The following is a 20,027-nucleotide window of genomic DNA, read 5'->3' on the forward strand; positions in this document are numbered from 1 at the left end:
AGGGAAGCGCAATGCTTCCCTTTTTCGATGTAATTGAAGAAGAAAAGCTGGATTCTTTGAAGCAACATCTTGTTTATCCGTCTAAATACAAGATAATTATTGGCACAAAATAATTTAATGACGTTGTCTACATAGAACTGGATATCGTCAATCAAGCAGCCATGTTGTCACTCTTATTGGAGTATTGTGGCTGCGGATGCAAGGGAATTGTGAGTGAAAAGAGCCGTTTGCTTTCTGGCACTATATTTTATAGCTCGTTTAGCCGTCGCTATGGATCTTCCTTTATCGGTCTTTTATCCCTTACCGACACAGGCTAAGGGGAAGGCATTTGCGGCAAAAGAGCTTTTTCTTGCCGAAAATGGTGGTATTTGGTTTCAGGATGTCAGGAATCAAGTGCTATTTTTTGACGGTCAAAACATCTTGCCTAAATCAGGCTCCGCACTTGAGTTTAAGCCAGTACATATTGCGTTTCTCGATAACGCATTTTGGTCTTTTGCTGGTAATGAGATTTATCGTACTACTCCGGGTAAGTCACGAGAACTCATGTTTAGTCTTACCCCTGGTACGGAAATTTTACGGATAGGGGTTTCCGGACGTTATGTTTGGGTATCCGATACTGCCAATTTTTACACCTATCATATTGAAAGCGGAGATTTTTCTTCATACTCCTTAATGGAGTTGTATCAGTATAATCAGTCGGCAGAAATCAGTATAACGGATGCCAAACTCATTAAATCAAAATGGGTTTTAGCAACAAATTCAGGTGTGTACTTGTCAGATGGGGATCATTTTGAGCATGCTCCTCGCTCTGGAAAGAATCACATCGAAACGCTCTATTTTTCTGAGAGGCGACAAGAGTTGGTTGTTGGGACTCGAAGCGGAGCCATCCTTTTCAGTATTAGTCATCCTAACGGACCGCTCAAACGCATACCTGGAGGTCATGTTCTCAGTATTGCTGAGACAGAAGATGGATACTGGCTGGGCACCGAATCAGGCTTACAGGTTTATTCTTTCGGATCGAGTGAGAGCCGCTATGCCTTGAGAACCTTGACGTATAGCAATGCTTTGCCTGGTGAAAAGGTCTATTCATTGCTGAATGATCGTCGTGGCGGCATATGGATCGCTACAGAGAGGGGAATTCATTACTTTTCCTTGTTTTCTCATCATTTTCAACGCTTTCCAAATTTGATGATCAACCATGGCTCTACGTCGGAAAAGCTGATTCAGCTAAAGAATATGCACAGTCGAGGCGGATTTTGGATGGTGACCAGTGTGGGCGTGTATACCCTTAAACTCAATAACAGACCTTCCAGAAAACTGGTATATAAAGGCAGAGTGAATAATGTCATTGAGCATAACGGTACGCTGTGGCTAGCCACTGACAATGGCATCATTTGTATTGATAGTGTATCTGGTGCATTGCTCAAAGACAGTCTACCCAATTTTTTAAAGACTTCATCGGTTGAATTGCTAGAACTGGATAAGCAAGGTCGAGTCTGGGGGGCCAGCGACCATAAGTTATGGCGTTTCGATACAAACAATCGTGAGCTGGTGCAATATGGCTCAGATTGGATGCTGAATCAGTACTTACCTGCACAACTTACTCAGATGTCCGTTACTGATGATGGCAGTTTGGTACTTGGTACTGATCATGGCGCTTATGTTCTGATTGATGGTCAGATTCATTATATTGATGATTCGGAACACTTTGGGCGAGTTGTGAGCATAGAGGAAGGTAAGACAGGGGAAATTTGGGTAGCGAGTACTTACGGTTTGTACCGGTTAGATCTAGCCAGTTTCCAACTCGAACCTCTAGGTATGGTAGAGAATCATATTACCCCTAAGTGTCTGCTTAGCAATGGGAAAGGTATTTGGATGACTTCTTCTGCAGGGCTCACTCGTTATACAAGCAATGGGGAAATTGCAGCACATTTTGGTGAGCCATTGGGTTTAGTAAACAACGAATTCCTATCAGGCTTATGCAGTCTAGGCTCAGAAAGTCAGCAAAACCTCTTACTTGGTTCTAGGCGAAACTTGGTCAAGGTTGATACCCAAAGCCTGAGTATGAGTCATCCGCCGAAAGTACAGGCCATTATTAGCCAAGTCACTGCTAATCAAGAGCTATTTTCTCTTGGTGGAAGCCTATTCAATGCCCCACATGTAAAGTATGGGCAGCCAATTGCTTTTCAGTTTGGAGTGTTGCCTCAGGTGAGTCATGTCGCGCTTCAATACCGGCTCGGAGCTCAGGAAGAGTGGCAAGATCTTGAGGGAATGAAGCTAACCATTGAGCATATTCTTCCAGGACATTATGCACTTGAAGCACGAGTGGTCAGCAATGGCATGGCTCAAAGCGCGATCGATCCGTTCGTGTTCTCGGTTGAAGAGCCTTGGTATTTACGCGGGTATGCGATCTTGTCATATATTGCCCTTACTTTAGTTTTGTTAGCGATAGTAATTTATTGGCGTTCACGAATAATGGCGTTCACGAATAAAGAGTTAAAATCACAGATTGCATTGAAGACGAACCAGTTGCGTCATCAAAGCCGAATTTTACTCACTAACAACGATCAATTAAGAAAGCAGCTCCAAATAAGGCGTATTCTTTACCGCCAGTCGGTGCAATCGTTGCGTGAAAGATTACAAAGCTGCGCGGCTCAAGTCATTTCCGAATCAGAGCAAGGGAAGCAACAACTCATGAGCTTTATGATTCATGAATTAGATTTGCTCCTCAATGTACGTGCGGCAAATGGTGATGCCTTACCAGTGTACAACTTGTCTCTGGTATTGCGCTCAGCGTTGGATGGTTGGCGAGAAGAACTGAATAAAGCCGGTCTATCTGTTGAGATAAGTTCGGATCAAGATAAAGACATTTACGTCACGCTCGACGTGTTTAACTTAGATAGTGTGTTTAATCTTCTGATTGATAACCTGATCAAACGTATGTATCGCGGACAAGTCGTTTTGATGGCTTGCCGCGTCGAGGATAGAAAAGTCCATTTTTCTATCACCGAACAAGGTAAAAAGCTTGATGACGATTCAGTATCAGCTGAAGAGCTATGGAATGAGATCGAGTCTCTCGTCAAAGAAAGTGGAGGTTGTTTCCATCGATATAGTTCAAATGAGAGAAATTTGCTTGAGTGCGTGTGGCCTGTGGGTAGTGAGTTTGAAGAAAATTCGATTGTTCATCTGACTGATACAGGATTATTCGAAGAGCAATCTAAAGAGAAAGATCCATGGGTTGAAAAACTCGAAGCGCTGGTTATAAAACACTATTCAGACCCAGAATTTGGCACGGCTCTGGCCGCTAAGCAGATGTTTGTATCAGAACGCAGTTTGCAACGTCGATTTAAGACCGCCACACAACGTACGTTTATGGACTACGTCACGGAAGTGCGTTTGGACTATGCATGCCGGCGTTTACTCGCAGGAGAGAAGATCTCTGATGTCGCATTCGAGTGCGGGTTTAATGACCCTTCCTATTTCAGCCAGCGATTTAAACATCGTTTTGGTGTTTCCCCTTCTCAGTTCATTGAAGAACAAGAACAGTAATCTAAGGCGATTCTCTGCATTAAGTAAAAAGTGTTGTGTTGAGGTTGTTTGAATGAACACTCTGCGTGATGCGTGATGCGTGATGCGTGATGCGTGATGCGTGATGCGTGATGCGTGATGCGTGATGAAAAAAATATCGTGGTATAGCCGGGGGGACTATACCACGGGTGTCAATGACACCTTCGCTTGCTGCCGGAGTGGTGCGGTAGCACCACCTCTGGAATTCAATGTCTTCAAGAAGCTTTCCTCGTTGACGTGGTTAACTATAAAACTATCGACTTATTTTACTTATAAAATTAACGCCAAGGTTACATGACAAAAACGACACTTGGTTTAAGTTTTTGATATTTATTGTTTTTATTTTGTTTTTGAATGAAAGGAACTCAATGAAACTAGCTGATTAAGTGACATTAATTATGGCTTTTAACGGATTTAACGAGGCTTTAATTAACGAAAGTGACGTTCCATAAATGTAATGTTTGATTTCAGACAAGATTTAAAAATTTCACACGGGCTAATATCTAAATTCTTAATAATAATATTTCTCATTTTTATCTTTAATTGGCCTGTCTATGAAACTGTCAGATCTAACACAAGGACAAAAAGCAACCATTACTGGTTTCTCTGAGCTTTCAAGCGATGTCCGAAAAAAACTCATGGTTATGGGGTTATTGCCGCAAACACCAGTTACGCTTATCCGCAAAGCGCCAATGGGCGATCCGCTTCAAGTTGAAGTGCGTGGCGTTTCTTTAGCGGTGAGAACCAATATTGCGAACGCTATTCTTGTGGAGGCTAGCTAATGAAGTACCACATTTTAACCGTTGGTAATCCAAACAGTGGCAAAACCACGCTGTTTAACGGTCTGACTGGGGCAAAGCAGCAAGTCGGTAACTGGGCTGGAGTTACGGTCGAAAAGAAAACAGGTCGATATCGCCATTCAGGTGATGAATTCATGCTGACTGACTTACCCGGTATTTATGCGCTTGATAGTGGCAATGATGGTAACAGTATCGATGAGTCCATTGCTTCTCGTGCCGTATTAACTCATCCAGCGGACCTGATTATTAATGTTGTTGATGCGACTTGTTTAGAGCGCAGCTTGTATATGACGCTTCAACTACGTGAATTAGGCAGACCTATGATGGTCGTGCTAAATAAAATGGATGCCTTAAAACGAGAACGCCAGACGATCGATATTAAAGCGCTAGAAAAAGTGTTGGGTTGTCCGGTGTTTGCGCTATCAGCGAATAATAATGGGCAGGTTCAACGCTTTAAAGAGCGTTTACATAAAGCTGTTGTCCAAGGTGTAGCGCTGGATGAGCTGAATATCCATTACCAATCAGATTTTGAATATGCAATCGAGCAGATCCAACCTATTTTTGAAAACCACTCTGAAGTATCTGCAAGAGCGCTTTCAATTCGTGCATTAGAGCAAGACTTGCTTGTCCTCAATAGCCTCTCTTCAGAGGAGAGAAGTATGATTGCCAATGTTCAGCAATCGATAGAGCTGGATATTGATTTATTAGTTGCCGACACTAAGTACACCTTCTTACATGAACAGTGTAAAAGAGTGCGCCGAACAGAAGGAAAGCTCAGTCATAGTTTTACCGAAAAGGTGGACAACGTCATCCTGAATAAGTGGGTTGGAGTGCCGTTTTTCTTTGTGGTTATGTATCTGATGTTTATGTTCTCAATTAACATCGGAAGTGCGTTCATTGATTTTTTTGATATTGGTGTTGGTGCCTTATTGGTTGATGGAGGGCACTATTTACTCGACGAACACCTTCCTGTTTGGCTTGTCACCTTAGTTGCTGATGGCGTTGGTGGGGGGATTCAGACGGTGGCAACCTTTATTCCAGTGATTGCCTGCCTCTATCTTTTCCTTGCCGTTCTTGAGAGCTCGGGCTACATGTCACGTGCAGCGTTTGTACTTGATAAAGTGATGCAAAAAATTGGTTTACCGGGCAAAGCATTTGTTCCACTAGTACTTGGCTTTGGGTGTAATGTACCGGCAATCATGGCGACACGTACCCTAGATCAAGAGCGCGAACGTAAGTTAGCGGCATCAATGGCACCATTTATGTCCTGTGGTGCCCGCTTGCCGGTATATGCTTTGTTTGCTGCCGCATTTTTCCCAGAAAGTGGTCAAAATATTGTGTTTGCATTGTATTTGCTGGGCATAGTAGCAGCTGTTTTTACAGGGCTCGTGTTGAAGCACACACTTTATCCGGGGTCAAGCGATAGCTTAGTGATGGAAATGCCAGATTACGAGCTACCTACAGTACAAAATGTTCTGATCAAAACATGGCAGAAACTTAAGCGATTTGTTTTAGGGGCCGGCAAAACCATTGTCGTTGTGGTCACCATTCTCAGCTTTCTTAATTCTGTTGGTACAGATGGTTCATTTGGTAATGAAGACAGTGAAACATCCGTATTGTCTAAAGTTTCTCAGGTTGTGACACCTGTATTTGCTCCTATTGGTGTCAAAGAAGATAACTGGCCAGCAACGGTAGGTATCATTACTGGTATTTTCGCAAAAGAGGCGGTTGTTGGTACGCTGAATAATCTCTATGCGCCTAGTGAAGGTGAAGAAGCCGAGTTTAACTTGATGGCGAGTTTAGAAGAGGCGGTGATGTCGATTCCTGATAATCTAGCAGGGTTAAGCTATTCAGATCCACTGGGTATCGAAGTCGGTGACTTAACTGATAGCTCTACGGTTGCTGAGGAACAGGAAGTGGATGCCTCGATTTTTGGCAACTTGAATCAGCACTTTGCATCGAGTCATGCGGCTTTTGCTTATTTGATCTTCATCCTGCTTTACACCCCTTGTGTGGCAGCTATGGGAGCTTATGTACGAGAGTTTGGTCAAAAGTATGCGCGTTTTATTGCTGCGTGGACAATGGGCTTAGCTTATGGTGGTGCTGCCTTATATTACCAAGTCATGCATTTTGCTGATCATCCAGTTTATAGCTCAGCGTGGATTGCAGGTATCCTGCTTGTCTCCTTGGTAACTTACCGCGCTCTTAAAGCTGCAGGTGAGAAACAAACACTCTATGTGGAGACACAAACAGCATGATCCTGAGAGAGCTGAAACAGTATATCGAACAGCAGGGCTGTGTAAGTCAGAGAGAGCTTGCTAAGAAATTTGCGCTGAGTGAGGATGGTGTCGATGCTATGCTGGCGGTATGGGTCAGGAAAGGTCAGATCTCTAGACTGGTTGATACGAATAAAGCTCACAGGGTGATGAGAGTGCGTTACTCCGCGAATTGTTCGGATGGGATTGCTCTCACGGTTACAATGTAAACAATGCCGCTGGATAACAGCGGCATTTTTTATGCCTTTCGAAACAGACTACTTAGTGATAGTACGTTTTGAATGCGAGAAAGCATGGTTTGTTGTTCTTCCTCAGAACGAAACACGCCGTTGGTGTTACCCCAAATGGGACCGGGCCAAGCGATGTCGTCTTTGAAGCGAGCGATATGATGAATATGCAGCTGTGGGACCATATTTCCAAGCGCACCTAAGTTGAGTTTATCTGGGCGAAACGTTGCTTCTAATGCTTGGCTTACTGCTTGTGATTCGAGTAAGAACTGTTGTTGAGCTTGCATTGGCAGGTGGTGCAGCTCCTTAAGATTTTCCCGTTTAGGGACAAGAATCACCCAAGGAACAGCGTTGTCCTTGTGGAGCAGAGCAATAGTCAAAGGAAAGTGACCGATGACGCTAGTATCCTTTGTCAGTTGTGGATGGAGTTCAAAACTCATGATTCATTCCTATTAGTATTTTTAGCCAGTATACGCCAGAAAAAACAAAAGGTTGATGCTTTCACATCAACCTTTATTTTCTATCGCTAAAGCCCTAGCTTACATACGTTCTAGTGTATCAATACCTAGCAGAGAAAGACCTTGTTTGATGGTCTTCGCCGTCAGTGCTGCCAGCTTCAGACGACTCTGTTTCACAGACTCATCTTCTGTGTTCAGAATTGGGCATGCTTCATAGAAGCTTGAGAATTGGCCAGCAAGTTCGAATAGGTAACTACACATAATGTGTGGCTGACCTTCACGAGCAACTGACTGCACGGCTTCTTCAAATTGAAGTAGCTTGGCGATAAGAGATTTCTCTTTCTCTTCGGTGATCTTAATGTCGCCCTCTAACTCATCCATTGAGATGCCCGCTTTAGCAAAAATAGATGCAACGCGCGTGTAAGCATACTGCATGTATGGGGCAGTGTTGCCTTCAAAGGCCAGCATGTTATCCCAGTCAAACACGTAGTCAGTCGTACGATGCTTAGACAGGTCTGCGTACTTAACAGCAGCCATCGCTACCGTATTCGCGATGTTTTGCTTTTCAGCTGTTTCTAAGTCTGGGTTCTTAGACTCGATAAGTTTGATTGCACGCTCTTCTGCTTCGTCTAGTAGATCCGCCAGACGAACTGTGCCACCTGCACGCGTCTTAAATGGACGGCCATCTTTACCTAGCATCATACCGAAAGCGTGGTGCTCAAGAGTTACCTCTTCTGGCACATAGCCCGCTTTACGGACGATAGTCCAAGCTTGCATCAAATGTTGATGCTGACGTGAGTCAATAAAGTACAATACGCGGTCTGCACCTAGCGTTTCGTAGCGGTATTTAGCACAAGCGATATCGGTAGTGTTGTACAAGAAGCCGCCGTCACGCTTCTGGATGATCACACCCATAGGCTCGCCGTCTTTGTTTTTGTACTCTTCAAGGAACACAACTTGTGCACCGTCATCTTCTTGTGCAAGACCTTGTTCTTTCAGGTCTGCCACAATGCCAGGAAGCATGTCGTTGTACATGCTCTCACCCATTACGTTCTCACGAGTTAGAGAGACATTAAGACGATCGTAGTTGCGCTGGTTTTGGATCATGGTGATATCAACCAGCTTCTTCCACATCTCAGCGCAGTATTCATCACCACTTTGTAGTTTCACCACGTAATTACGAGCTTTTAGCGCAAACTCTTCGTCTTCATCGTACAGCTTTTTCGATTCACGATAGAAAGCTTCTAGATCAGCGAGTTCCATTGATATTTCACCAGACTCTTTTTGCACTCGCTCAAGGTTCGCAATCAGCATACCAAACTGAGTACCCCAGTCACCGATGTGGTTAGCACGAATGACTTTATGGCCTAAAAATTCAAGTGTGCGCACAACGGCGTCACCGATAATAGTTGAGCGCAGGTGGCCAACGTGCATTTCTTTCGCCACGTTTGGCGCAGAGTAGTCAGCAACAATAGTCTTTTGAGTTTCAGGCGCGACACCAAGACGAGAGTCAGATAGTGCGGACTCAGCTTGTTTAGCAAGGAATTCTTCGCTCAAGAAGATGTTGATAAAACCTGGGCCAGCAATTTCTGTTTTGCTAGCGATGCCATCAAGGTTCAGAACATCCAGTACTTTTTGAGCAAATTCGCGTGGGTTGGTACCGAGTTTCTTAGCAACACCCATGACGCCGTTTGCTTGGTAATCACCAAACTGAGGCTTTGCTGATTGGCGAACTGCAGCAGGGCTACCTGCCGGTGCGCCAGCGGCTTCTAGAGCCTGAGATACTTTGTCGTTAATAAGTGCTTGGATATTCACACGCGCTTCCTTCAATTCTGGGAATTGGTTGGATATGCATATAAATATTCAGTTTAGTCAATGGCTATGGCTGAATAATATCCACTCTAGTGGAATAAATGCATATCTCTGTAGAGTTCATAAATTGGCGCACATAATACCAACTTTATTGCCTCTCTTATAGGGAGTGAACTGGGAAATTTTCTACTTTTCCTTAGGTTCTTGCTAGTATTGCGGAAAAATCAACGTTTTGGATAAATGAAAATGTCTCAAAGACTATTGGATGCTGAATTGATGCCTTCACAAATGAAAGGCAAGATTGAAGATTTTATGCATAAAATTCAAGGTTTAAGCGAGAAACTGCATATTAATTTACGTCCTTTTCAGGCGGATCATATTGCATTACGTATCAATGACTTGGAATTGGCAAAACTGGCTCATCAAGAATGGTTAAAAGAAGGCTGTGAAATATCAAATGCGGTGATAAATGGCCGTCCGATCATAGTGATTGAATTCACTGAGCCATTGAAGGCGTTAAATTGGTCAATCGAATGCTTAGAGCTACCTTACCCGGCCGAGGGAAAACGCTACCCACAACAGAGTTGGGAACATGTTGAGTTTGTTGTGCCTTCGCAAGCTGAAACAGCAGAGGAATATCTACAGGAGATTAAGGGCCTACAGCCAGAAATGGCAAAGCAATGGGAGCAGTTAAGTGAGCAGGGAGTGAAGATCAAGTTATCTAGCCCGAAAGGTGAGGGTGAGCGGCTCAATAACCCCACAGTGGCGTTTAAGTATGAGGGTGTGTGTATTAAGCTTCACCCCCATTCATTAAAGACAATTGTCGAGTCTGAACAATCAGCCTAAGTCGATATCTTTCGGTCTAAGTTGAAACTCTTCTATTGAGCCTATTTCTAGGCCTAAGTCCAGTGGTGCTGACTCGTGATGTGCATTTCCTTGGGTGTGCATGATGAGTCGGTTTGCTGTCCGTGGCTTGAGCTCATTGACAACAAAGCGGATCATATCTGCACGAGTTAAGGTTTTCAGTTCCTCTAATACCACTTCTTTCTGGTTGAAGTTATCGTCTTTGTTACCTATCGCAACCCAAAGGCGTTGAGCTCGGCTTCTTAGTGTCGTGTCAGGTGTCGCGATCTGATTCCATAGCCCTCGTTTACTGCTGTGCCATTGGTACTCATTCAGCTCAAGCAGCACCATATAGAAAGCATTGAGGAATTCATCAATGGAACTGATTAGATCGATAGGTGCGGCATTGGGTGATTGTACATAGAGCACAATACCTGGATGACGATTGAGTGGTAAGTTGCCAGTACCGACCATATAGCCCAACTGCTGCTTGGTTCTTATTTCATGAAAAAAAGTTGCGGACATCAAGTGGTTAGCCAGCGAATACAAAGCAATATTGCGTGGCTCTATATCATCGCATTGGTAATAAACGACAATTGCTGAATCTTCTTGGTTACACTCCACTGAACGCTGGAAAGTCCCATTTTTGCCAAGCATCACTAGAGGGCGCAGTGCTTCTTCGTACTGTTGGTTGTGTACTCTAAGTGCGTCTTTCAGTGTTGTCCCAAGATGGATAGCATCAGAGCGAGTCCAGTCTCCGTAGACAAACATTTCGACATGCAACTCAGCGAGTATTGCCTGCACAAATTCAGCCAATTCTTCCACATGGATGGTTTCCAAGGCTTCGAGCAAATCAACGTAAGGAGGGTTGTTTGGTTGTAACAGGCCCGTCATAGCGTTGAAAAGTTGCGAGATAGGTTTATCCTGTGCCGCGTTCCGCCAATTCCTCAACAATTGATTCTTAATGGTATCAAAGCGTTTTGCACTGAAGTCACGTTTGGCAAAGCGCTCCAAGATCATTTTCATTAATTCTGGTTGTTTCTTACTGAAGCCTGAAAGTGTTAGGGTTACTCCACCTTGGTGGGCATACATGTTGTAACCCATACCTGCGATCTCAGCTTGATAAGTTTCTTTGGCTAAAGAATCGAGGAACATTTCCACGCACAAGCGAGTTTTCACAATATTTCTGGGGTTAGCGACGGCGTGAGGACTGTCTATCGCGACGTATATAACCCCTTTAGGTACCTTGAATTCATGATCTTGTAAGTGCCATAACTTAAACCCTGGTAGCTCTTCTATCACTTCTGGTATGTCAGAAAGGGCTTCAACAGGTTGAGGATCTAAGTCATAACAGATAAAAGGGTTTTTAGGTGGAAGCGCGAAGTTCAAGTCGCTTGGCGTTTTATATTTGGCTAACTGTTCCGATGAAAACGGTAACACTGAATAAGGAGATGCGTACCACTGAGCTTGTTTATCATAGTATAAGCCTTGAGCAATCAGCGTGACACGCAAATTCTCCGGCGTTAGGTATTGCAGAAGGCCTCTGAGCAGTGTTTCATTATATTCAGTCATCATAAAATCGCCATAGACGGTGTCTTCTGGCGCATAATGCTGCATATTAACTACTAAATGGCTGACAAGATCGAGTGGCCTGGTGGGTTCTTGAAAGCGGAATGCAGATTCCAATACGGCTTGCTTCTCGAGGTAGCGCCACTCGTCAAAACCTTCACGGCTTAGTAGCGATAAATAACTGAATATAGCTTGAACAATATCGTCAACATGCTCTATGCCCTCAGGGGTTAACGCGCAGCTAACCGTAAATTCTCGATAGTTACTTCCGCTGGTTCCGCCACCAGCTGAAAGGGAAGTAATCCATCCGGCTTCTTTGAGTTCGAGCATCAGGCTTCCGTCACCTTCGTAGCCGAGAAGATGAGCAAAGTAAGACAGAGGCTTTTGACGGTAATGTTCATCCATACATGGCATGGGAAAGGTCAAAATCAGTTTGCGAATGTCTTTAATCGGTTCGACATTGACCAAAATACGGGTGGAGTTTTCATCGGTATAAGGGACGTCGATTGATTTACCCGCGAGATTGTGAGTCGGTATGGCTGAAAACTTTTTGGTGACCCAACTTTCTAGTTCGTCTAACGGCTGTGGGCCCATTACAGTCAATGTCATTAAGTCAGCGGAATATTGCTGATAATGGAAATCAACGATTTCATCTCGAATAGATTGACCGCCGCGGTCACCTAATGTCTCTAGGTTGCCCACAGAAAACTTGGCAAATGGATGCTTCGGATTGACGAGCTCCTTGTGGACCTGATACAGCCTTCGAGAGTCGTCGTTTAGTTTGAGTTTGTATTCAGATTCAACCGCTTGGCGTTCTTTGTCGAGCGCCTCAGGATTAAAGAGTGGGGCGGTAAAAAATTGACTAAACCTGTCGAGGCTATCGGCAAAAGCCGAAGGTGTGACGTCAAAAAAGAAGCAAGTATGTTCGGTACCAGTCCATGCGTTATTACTGCCACCATGTCGGTTAATGTAACTTTGAAATTCACCAACTTTAGGGTATTTTTCTGTCCCTAAAAACAGCATATGTTCCAAGTAATGAGCAAGGCCTTGACGATCCATTGGATCATCAAAGTGCCCAACATTGACGGCTAACGATGCGGCTGATTTTTGCGCGTCTTTATCTTGAATAGCTAACACTCTAAGCCCGTTTTCCAACGTGAGGTAGCGATATTGGTTGGTGTCATTGGGGCTTATGTGCACAAGTATTTCTCCGCTGAAGGTGCTTAGGTATTAGTATGTACGCGATGTGGATGAGTGCCAACTATCTCTTTGAGAAATATAAGCATACACAAAATATGAATCCGTCCATTAAGATTGTTAAGAAAGTCGAAGTCTTTAGCAAGGTACTTGATATAATTATTTTTAAACAAGTGCTAAAAATCAGCGTATAAAAATAACAATGATGATAATTACAAGATCACAGATTTAGGAAGAAGCCATGAAAATATTCATTATGCGTCATGGGGAAGCTGAGCATTATGCAGCAACTGACGCAGAGCGTGCGCTGACAGAGAGAGGGCGCAGTGCCTCCGAGGCAGTAGCCCGAGCATGCGCAGAGCAAGGTTATGCGCAATTCGATAAAGTATTAGTTAGCCCTTACTTACGTGCTCAGCAAACTTGGCAAGAAATCTCACGCAGCTTTAGTGCGAAACAGATCCAAACATGCGAAGACATTACACCGTACGGTGAGTCCAACCAAGTGGCGGACTATGTAGTAGCGATAGCCGAGGTAGAGGAGCTAGCATCTATATTATTGGTGTCACATTTACCGCTTGTTGGGTATCTCACTGCAGAGTTGGTCCCGGATATGGTGCCTCCGATGTTTCCTACTTCAGGTATCGTGTGCGTGGACTATGACTTAGCAAAACGACGTGGTGAACTGCTTTTCAATATCCAACCTTAGTGCGTTCTCACGATTAATTGGGAAGCTCGCCAATTCAATGAGTTAGTGCTTCTATAACCATATCTTAATGTAGCCATAAAATTGACAGGACTTATGGACTGAAACTTGCATATCGGCCTAAGTCCTTTAATTTTTTGGTTAAATTATAGATTTCACCTCTATGAAGTTTACGTTGCCGTTCGCGGATAAGTTACCTCCCATTCCTCAGAGAGCAATGCCAGCGGTAGGTGCGCCTATTATGGTATTGGCGACGCTGGCGATGGTGGTATTACCGATACCTCCATTCCTGCTCGACTTATTCTTTACGTTCAATATCGCATTGGCGATGGTTGTCCTTCTCGTGACGGTCTATACCCGTAGGCCTTTAGACTTTGCGGCTTTTCCGACGGTACTGCTTATTGCAACTTTGTTACGTTTGGCGTTAAACGTTGCATCGACCCGTGTTGTACTGCTCTATGGCCATGAGGGAACGGGCGCAGCGGGTAGTGTGATTGAAGCTTTTGGTAGTGTCGTGATTGGTGGCAACTATGCCGTTGGTTTAGTCGTATTTCTTATCTTGATGATCATCAACTTTATGGTTGTGACGAAAGGTGCAGGTCGTATCTCTGAGGTGAGTGCTCGCTTTACCTTAGATGCCTTACCCGGTAAGCAGATGGCGATCGATGCCGACTTAAATGCGGGACTAATCGATCAAGATCAGGCAAGAACGCGTCGTCAAGAAGTCACTAAAGAAGCTGATTTCTATGGCTCGATGGACGGTGCGTCAAAATTTGTTAAAGGCGATGCTATTGCCGGTATTTTGATTCTATTTATCAATATTATCGGTGGTTTGTCGATTGGTATGGCTCAGTATGGACTAGCGTTTGGCGAGGCTATCCAAATCTATACTTTGCTGACCATCGGTGATGGCCTTGTTGCTCAAATTCCATCTCTATTACTCTCGATTGGCGCGGCGATCATGGTCACTCGTCAGAACACTGACGAAGATATGGGCCAGCAAGTTGTCTTCCAAATGTTTGACAACCCTAAAGCTCTGATGATCACGGCAGGTATATTAGGAGTAATGGGGGTTGTGCCGGGCATGCCTCATTTTGCTTTCTTGTTACTGGCGATACTGGCTGGTGGCGGGGCGTACTGGATTCATCGTAAACAGAAGAAAGACGCTGAAAAGGCTAAATTACCAGCAACAACCGAACAGGATGCTCCAACGCCAAAAGAGCTATCGTGGGATGATGTACAACCTGTTGATGTTATTGGTTTGGAAGTCGGCTACCGTTTGATCCCGCTCGTCGACAAAGATCAAGGGGGAGAACTGTTAGAGCGAGTGAAGGGGGTGCGTAAAAAGCTCTCTCAAGACTTCGGTTTCCTCATTCCCGCAGTCCATATCCGTGACAACCTTGAGCTGACCCCAAACAGTTACCGAATTACTTTGATGGGGGTGGCTGTAGGTGAGGCAGAAATTCGTCCAGATATGGAGCTCGCCATTAACCCAGGGCAGGTGTATGGCATGGTGGAAGGTGAACCGACGATTGATCCTGCCTTTGGCCTTGAGGCGGTGTGGATCAAAGATGAGCAGCGTGAACATGCGCAGGCGCTAGGCTATACCGTGGTCGACTCTTCAACAGTGCTTGCGACTCACCTTAGCCAATTACTGACCAATAATGCTTCAAACTTAATTGGCCATGAAGAAGTACAGAACTTGTTGGAAATGCTTGGGCGTAGTGCGCCTAAACTGGTCGAGAACTTTGTGCCGGATCAGCTTCAACTTGGTGTCGTCGTGAAAGTATTACAGAACTTGCTTAATGAAGCGGTACCTATCCGAGACATCCGAACTATCGTCCAAACCTTGGCTGAATATTCAAGTAAGAGTCAAGAACCTGACATACTAACAGCGGCAGTTCGAATCTCGTTGAAACGACTAATTGTTCAGGAAATCAATGGAATAGAGCCAGAGTTGCCTGTCATTACATTGATTCCTGAGCTGGAACAAATATTGCATCAGACAATGCAAGCATCTGGGGGAGAATCTGCAGGTATCGAACCAGGTTTGGCTGAGCGGCTACAATCTTCTTTAACTCAAGCGACTCAAGAGCAAGAGTTAAAAGGGGAGCCCGCCGTCCTTCTGACCTCTGGCGTATTGCGTTCAACACTAGCTAAGTTTGTGAAGAACACAATTCCATCGTTACGCGTACTCTCTTATCAGGAAATCCCAGACGAGAAACAAATACGTATTGTTCAAGCTGTTGGTAACTAGCATTAATGCGTTAATAGACGGATATCTACTTTGAAGATTAAACGATTTTTTGCCAAAGACATGCGTACCGCGCTACTCCAAGTAAAAGGGGAGTTGGGCGATGATGCAGTAATCATGTCTAATAAAAAAGTCGCAGGTGGTGTAGAAATTGTTGCTGCGGTCGACAATGAGACGGCGGCAGCGCGCTCTAGCGCTAACTACAACTCCCAACCTCGCTACAACAATTCTCAAGCATCGGCAAACACGCAGAGTGCACCGACACCTAGGCAGCGTCAACTAGATGAAGACCGCGTAAGCCTGCAGACTAAAGCAGATTCAGGTCGTTCAATGACGAAGCGTTTTGCCAATATGCTCAAACAATACAGCAATGGTGTAGATGAAGCTGATGGCAGAGAGTCCGAAAGTGCTGACTCGCTCTCCGCATTGCTCAAACGCCAATCAGCAGCGCGCCATGAGCAAAATGGAGTTCAGTTAAAAGAAGACTCTCCACTCGCTCGTTTGATCGCTGAAGACCGAAATGCAGAGCGACCAGCGCCACGCCTCGATCCCTCTCGTTACGAGCGTAGCCGTGCAGAAGAGCAAAATGTACGTAATGAAGATCTCGAAGATATGCGCGAGGAGATGACGTCAATTCGTCGCTTGCTTGAACATCAAGTTTCAGGGTTAATGTGGCAAGAAGTCGAGCGCCGAGAGCCGCTGCGAGCCATGTTGATTAAGCGTCTTGAGCGCATGGGAGTGTCGGCTGAGCTTGCTGATCAGCTAGCTTGCTATATTCCAGAAGATACTCCTCCAACAAAAGCATGGAAAGCCTTACTAGGTTTGGTATCCGATCAGATTCCTATTTCTAAACAAGACATTCTTAAGCGTGGTGGTGTGGTTGCTCTTCTTGGACCAACTGGCGTTGGCAAAACCACAACGGTGGCTAAGCTTGCCGCAAGAGCGGCCATGGAGTTTGGTCCAGATAACGTTGCTCTAGTGACAACCGATACTTACCGTATTGGTGCCCATGAGCAATTAGCGATTTATGGACGCATTATGGGATGCGCTGTAAAAGTTGCTAAAGATTCCAAAGAGTTAGCCGATGTAATATATCAATTGAGAAATCGTCGCCTAATTCTGGTTGATACAGCAGGTATGGGGCAGAGAGATGTACGTCTGTCAGAGCAACTGGATACGCTTATGCACGAAAGTGGTGAAGTGATACACAGCTATCTCGTTCTACCTGCGACTGCACAGCGAAAAGTACTGCAGGAGACCATCGATCATTTCAAGAGGATCCCACTGTCGGGTTGTATCCTCACTAAATTGGATGAATCGCTAAGTCTGGGCGAGTTTGTGAGCGTCGTAGTACAAAACTCGTTACCTGTGGCTTATATCGCAAACGGACAGCGAGTCCCGGAAGATATAGTGATAGCGCAACCGAAATATATGGTTGCCAAGGCAAATGAATTGTTAGAGAAGTCGACAGATGACGAACCTCACTATTGGAATAGTGAATCAGACGGGTTCTAGGCGGCGGACGATTATGACTAAGAATATGATACAAGACCAAGCAAGCGGACTACGCCGCTTAACACAACCCTCACTCACCAAAGTCATTGCAGTGACTGGCGGTAAGGGGGGCGTGGGCAAATCAAATGTGACTTTAGGTCTCGCGATTTGTATGGCTCGTCAGGGCAAAAAGGTCATGGTACTTGATGCTGACCTTGGTTTGGCAAATGTTGATGTAATGCTGGGTATACGGGCGAAGAAAAACCTTGGCCATGTATTAGCAGGCGAATGTGACCTACAAGATGCTATTGTTGAAGGACCGTACGGAATTAGAATTATTCCTGCGACGTCAGGGACGCAGTCCATGACGGAGCTGTCCCACGCACAACATGTTGGTTTAATTCGCGCTTTTGGCAGCTTAGAAGATGAGATGGACGTGCTACTCATTGATACTGCTGCTGGGATCTCAGATATGGTAGTGAGCTTTTCACGTGCGGCTCAGGATGTGGTAGTTGTGGTCTGTGATGAACCAACTTCTATCACTGATGCATATGCTCTGATCAAACTTTTGAGTAAAGAACACCAAGTTCAACGATTTAAAATTGTTGCTAATATGGTCAGAAGCTATCGTGAAGGGAGAGAATTGTTTGCAAAGTTGACCTTGGTCACAGAGCGATTCTTGAATGTTAGCATTGAGCTCGTAGCATGTATTCCATTGGATGATAAAGTTCGACAAGCTGTGAAAAAACAAAAGATTGTCGTGGATGCATTTCCTCGCTCGCCAGCGTCATTAGCCTTGGGTTCGTTAGCAAATAAAGCACTAACTTGGCCAATTCCTAAGACACCGAGTGGACATCTGGAGTTTTTTGTAGAACGCTTACTTCATAGAACAGAGATGTTAGAGGAACCATTTGGTGAATAAGGCATTGACCTATGACCAATACGCAAATCAAAACAGTCAGCGAGCATTTTTAGAGAAATACTCGGTGCTGGTGAAGCGGATTGCTCACCATTTACTCGGACGATTGCCGCCGAGTGTACAGGTCGAAGACCTTATTCAGGCTGGGATGATCGGCCTTTTAGAAGCCCAAAAAAACTACGATGGCAGTAAAGGAGCCAGCTTTGAAACCTATGCTGGTATTCGCATCCGTGGTGCTATGCTTGATGATATACGCCGCGGGGATTGGGTCCCTCGCTCTGTTCATAAAAACAGTCGAGAGATCAGTCAGGCCATAGCTCAATTGGAAGGGGAACTGAATCGAGACCCTACTGATGCTGAAGTGGCTAAGCACCTTGATATAAGCCTGACGCAGTACCACAGTGCATTAACTGACATTAACTGCTCTCGATTGATCGGTATTGACGATTTAGGTGTGTCAGAAGATGCGATTTCGCATGAAGATGCAGACGGAGAAAATATCCCGTTTCAGGGTGTCGCAGATGAATATTTTCGTACGGCACTTATAGAATCCATTAAATCACTTCCTGAAAGAGAAGCTCTAGTACTTTCGCTTTATTATGATGAAGAGTTAAACTTGAAGGAAATCGGCGAAGTTATTGGTGTTAGCGAGTCGCGCGTTAGCCAGATACTAAGCCAATCAATGCAGCGTCTACGCACTAAATTGAGTGTTTGGACAAATAATGACTAGAAATCACTGATATCGAACTCAGTGGAGGCAATTTTGAATAAAAACATGAAGATCCTTATTGTTGACGATTTTTCAACAATGCGCCGTATCGTTAAGAACTTACTTCGTGACTTAGGTTTCAATAATACTCAAGAAGCGGATGACGGCTTAACGGCGTTACCAATGCTAAAGAAGGGTGAGTTCGACTTTGTTGTGACAGACTGGAATATGCCAGGAATGCAAGGCATTGACCTTTTGAAGCATATTCGTGCCGACGATGAACTTAAACACTTACCTGTTCTGATGATCACGGCAGAAGCGAAGCGTGAACAGATCATCGAAGCTGCGCAAGCAGGTGTTAATGGTTACATTGTTAAGCCATTTACTGCAGCAACATTAAAAGAAAAATTAGATAAAATCTTTGAGCGTTTATAAGTCAAGGAATTGACGATAACGCGAAAGGCCAATTCAGAATGATTTCATTAGAACAGGCAAAGCACCTCGTAGAGTTGTTAGAGAACGACCAGCAGGAAGAAGCTGATAAACTTGTTAAAAATATACATGAAGGTTCAGCAAACCCTATGCTGCAAGAAATAGGCGAGCTGACTCGTGATCTCCATGAGTCTATCAAGCAATTTAGCCTTGATGAACGTATGAGTCAGATTGCCAATGACGAAATCCCAGATGCTCGGGATAGGCTTCAGTATGTGATTGACAAAACAGAAACAGCAGCGAACAAAACTATGGATGCTGTCGACCGTTGTATGCCAATAGCCGATAACCTCCATGAGGGCCTACTTCAGGTTCGCCCCCAGTGGAATGAGCTCATGCATGGGCGTATAGAACTCAATGAATTTAAAGCGCTTTGCCACCGTATTGACGCCTTACTAGGTGAGGTTGAGGGCGATAGCTCTGAACTTAGAGGTCAACTGACCGAGATTCTAATGGCTCAGGATTTCCAAGACTTGACGGGTCAAATTATTAGCAGAGTGATTACTTTAGTTAATGAAGTTGAAGGCCGTTTGGTAGAAATACTGACAGCATTTGGTGCTAGCCAGCTAGAAGATGCTGCAAACAATAAGAACAATTCATCGATAGACCCAGAGGGACCGATTCTCAACCCTCATGAAAGGGAAGATGCGGTTTCATCACAAGACGAAGTCGACGACTTACTCTCGAGTCTTGGGTTTTAGAGGTAA

General features: G+C 44.6%; 15 protein-coding genes. 12 read left to right on the plus strand and 3 right to left on the minus strand.

Going from position 1 to position 20,027, the window contains the following annotated elements; genetic code table 11:
* The first annotated feature begins 213 nt into the window (after positions 1-213).
* The 4 genes from L1D23_RS14870 to L1D23_RS14885 all read left to right on the plus strand — a co-directional run bounded on the left by L1D23_RS14870 (position 214) and on the right by L1D23_RS14885 (position 6,852).
* Positions 214-3,549 (plus strand): helix-turn-helix domain-containing protein, encoded by a 3,336-nt coding sequence (locus tag L1D23_RS14870; RefSeq protein ID WP_239867633.1) that lies wholly within the window; start codon positions 214-216, stop codon positions 3,547-3,549.
* A 572-nt stretch (positions 3,550-4,121) separates the two neighbouring features.
* Positions 4,122-4,349, plus strand: a complete 228-nt coding sequence (locus L1D23_RS14875) for a FeoA family protein (protein WP_239836883.1) — start codon at positions 4,122-4,124, stop codon at positions 4,347-4,349.
* Positions 4,349-6,625, plus strand: coding sequence for a Fe(2+) transporter permease subunit FeoB (gene feoB / locus L1D23_RS14880; RefSeq protein WP_239867636.1), 2,277 nt, complete (start codon positions 4,349-4,351; stop codon positions 6,623-6,625). The genes L1D23_RS14875 and feoB overlap by 1 nt, the downstream gene beginning before the upstream one ends.
* Positions 6,622-6,852, plus strand: a complete 231-nt coding sequence (locus L1D23_RS14885; protein WP_239867639.1) for a FeoC-like transcriptional regulator — start codon at positions 6,622-6,624, stop codon at positions 6,850-6,852. The genes feoB and L1D23_RS14885 overlap by 4 nt, the downstream gene beginning before the upstream one ends.
* Before the next feature lie 29 nt (positions 6,853-6,881).
* On the opposite strand, the gene L1D23_RS14890 is transcribed toward L1D23_RS14885, so the two are convergent.
* Positions 6,882-7,310 (minus strand): HIT domain-containing protein, encoded by a 429-nt coding sequence (locus L1D23_RS14890; RefSeq protein WP_239867642.1) that lies wholly within the window; start codon positions 7,308-7,310, stop codon positions 6,882-6,884.
* A 99-nt stretch (positions 7,311-7,409) separates the two neighbouring features.
* Positions 7,410-9,143, minus strand: coding sequence for an arginine--tRNA ligase (gene argS / locus L1D23_RS14895; protein ID WP_239867645.1), 1,734 nt, complete (start codon positions 9,141-9,143; stop codon positions 7,410-7,412).
* A gap of 243 nt (positions 9,144-9,386) precedes the next feature.
* Here argS and L1D23_RS14900 point away from each other — a divergent pair, with 243 nt between their 5' ends.
* Positions 9,387-9,986, plus strand: coding sequence for a VOC family protein (locus tag L1D23_RS14900; protein WP_239867648.1), 600 nt, complete (start codon positions 9,387-9,389; stop codon positions 9,984-9,986).
* On the opposite strand, the gene L1D23_RS14905 is transcribed toward L1D23_RS14900, so the two are convergent.
* Positions 9,978-12,752 carry an insulinase family protein gene (locus tag L1D23_RS14905; RefSeq protein WP_239867651.1) on the minus strand — a complete coding sequence of 925 codons (2,775 nt, stop codon included), beginning with the start codon at positions 12,750-12,752 and terminating at the stop codon, positions 9,978-9,980. The genes L1D23_RS14900 and L1D23_RS14905 overlap by 9 nt on opposite strands.
* A 238-nt stretch (positions 12,753-12,990) precedes the next feature.
* Between L1D23_RS14905 and sixA the strand changes: the two genes are divergently transcribed.
* The 7 genes from sixA to L1D23_RS14940 all read left to right on the plus strand — a co-directional run bounded on the left by sixA (position 12,991) and on the right by L1D23_RS14940 (position 20,021).
* Complete coding sequence (sixA, locus tag L1D23_RS14910) at positions 12,991-13,455, plus strand: phosphohistidine phosphatase SixA (protein WP_239867655.1); 465 nt, start codon at positions 12,991-12,993, stop codon at positions 13,453-13,455.
* Positions 13,456-13,615: 160 nt separating this feature from the next.
* Positions 13,616-15,709 carry a flagellar biosynthesis protein FlhA gene (gene flhA, locus L1D23_RS14915; protein ID WP_239836875.1) on the plus strand — a complete coding sequence of 698 codons (2,094 nt, stop codon included), beginning with the start codon at positions 13,616-13,618 and terminating at the stop codon, positions 15,707-15,709.
* A gap of 30 nt (positions 15,710-15,739) precedes the next feature.
* Positions 15,740-17,221 carry a flagellar biosynthesis protein FlhF gene (flhF, locus tag L1D23_RS14920; protein ID WP_239867658.1) on the plus strand — a complete coding sequence of 494 codons (1,482 nt, stop codon included), beginning with the start codon at positions 15,740-15,742 and terminating at the stop codon, positions 17,219-17,221.
* 13 nt (positions 17,222-17,234) lie between these two features.
* Positions 17,235-18,122: a MinD/ParA family protein gene (locus L1D23_RS14925; RefSeq protein WP_239867661.1), complete on the plus strand. Its 888-nt coding sequence runs from the start codon at positions 17,235-17,237 to the stop codon at positions 18,120-18,122.
* The gene (locus L1D23_RS14930; protein WP_239836872.1) at positions 18,115-18,849 is read left to right on the plus strand and encodes an RNA polymerase sigma factor FliA; all 735 of its coding nucleotides are present in this window, start codon (positions 18,115-18,117) and stop codon (positions 18,847-18,849) included. Before L1D23_RS14925 ends, L1D23_RS14930 begins: the two co-directional genes overlap by 8 nt.
* A gap of 45 nt (positions 18,850-18,894) precedes the next feature.
* The gene (cheY, locus tag L1D23_RS14935; RefSeq protein WP_006879571.1) at positions 18,895-19,263 is read left to right on the plus strand and encodes a chemotaxis response regulator CheY; all 369 of its coding nucleotides are present in this window, start codon (positions 18,895-18,897) and stop codon (positions 19,261-19,263) included.
* A 38-nt stretch (positions 19,264-19,301) separates the two neighbouring features.
* Positions 19,302-20,021 (plus strand): protein phosphatase CheZ, encoded by a 720-nt coding sequence (locus L1D23_RS14940; RefSeq protein WP_239836871.1) that lies wholly within the window; start codon positions 19,302-19,304, stop codon positions 20,019-20,021.
* The last annotated feature ends 6 nt before the right edge of the window (positions 20,022-20,027 follow it).

The organism is Vibrio sp. Isolate24 (genome assembly GCF_022398215.1).
In the GTDB taxonomy this organism is placed as follows: Bacteria; Pseudomonadota; Gammaproteobacteria; order Enterobacterales; family Vibrionaceae; genus Vibrio; species Vibrio coralliilyticus_A.

Bases quoted from the DNA above. Each gene is read 5' to 3' on its own strand.
- L1D23_RS14875 (WP_239836883.1), top strand. From the start codon at position 4,122: ATGAAACTGTCAGATCTAACACAAGGACAAAAAGCAACCATTACTGGT.
- feoB (WP_239867636.1), top strand. From the start codon at position 4,349: ATGAAGTACCACATTTTAACCGTTGGTAATCCAAACAGTGGCAAAACC.
- L1D23_RS14885 (WP_239867639.1), top strand. From the start codon at position 6,622: ATGATCCTGAGAGAGCTGAAACAGTATATCGAACAGCAGGGCTGTGTA.
- L1D23_RS14890 (WP_239867642.1), bottom strand. From the start codon at position 7,310: ATGAGTTTTGAACTCCATCCACAACTGACAAAGGATACTAGCGTCATC.
- L1D23_RS14900 (WP_239867648.1), top strand. From the start codon at position 9,387: ATGTCTCAAAGACTATTGGATGCTGAATTGATGCCTTCACAAATGAAA.
- sixA (WP_239867655.1), top strand. From the start codon at position 12,991: ATGAAAATATTCATTATGCGTCATGGGGAAGCTGAGCATTATGCAGCA.
- flhA (WP_239836875.1), top strand. From the start codon at position 13,616: ATGAAGTTTACGTTGCCGTTCGCGGATAAGTTACCTCCCATTCCTCAG.
- L1D23_RS14925 (WP_239867661.1), top strand. From the start codon at position 17,235: ATGACTAAGAATATGATACAAGACCAAGCAAGCGGACTACGCCGCTTA.
- cheY (WP_006879571.1), top strand. From the start codon at position 18,895: ATGAAGATCCTTATTGTTGACGATTTTTCAACAATGCGCCGTATCGTT.
- L1D23_RS14940 (WP_239836871.1), top strand. From the start codon at position 19,302: ATGATTTCATTAGAACAGGCAAAGCACCTCGTAGAGTTGTTAGAGAAC.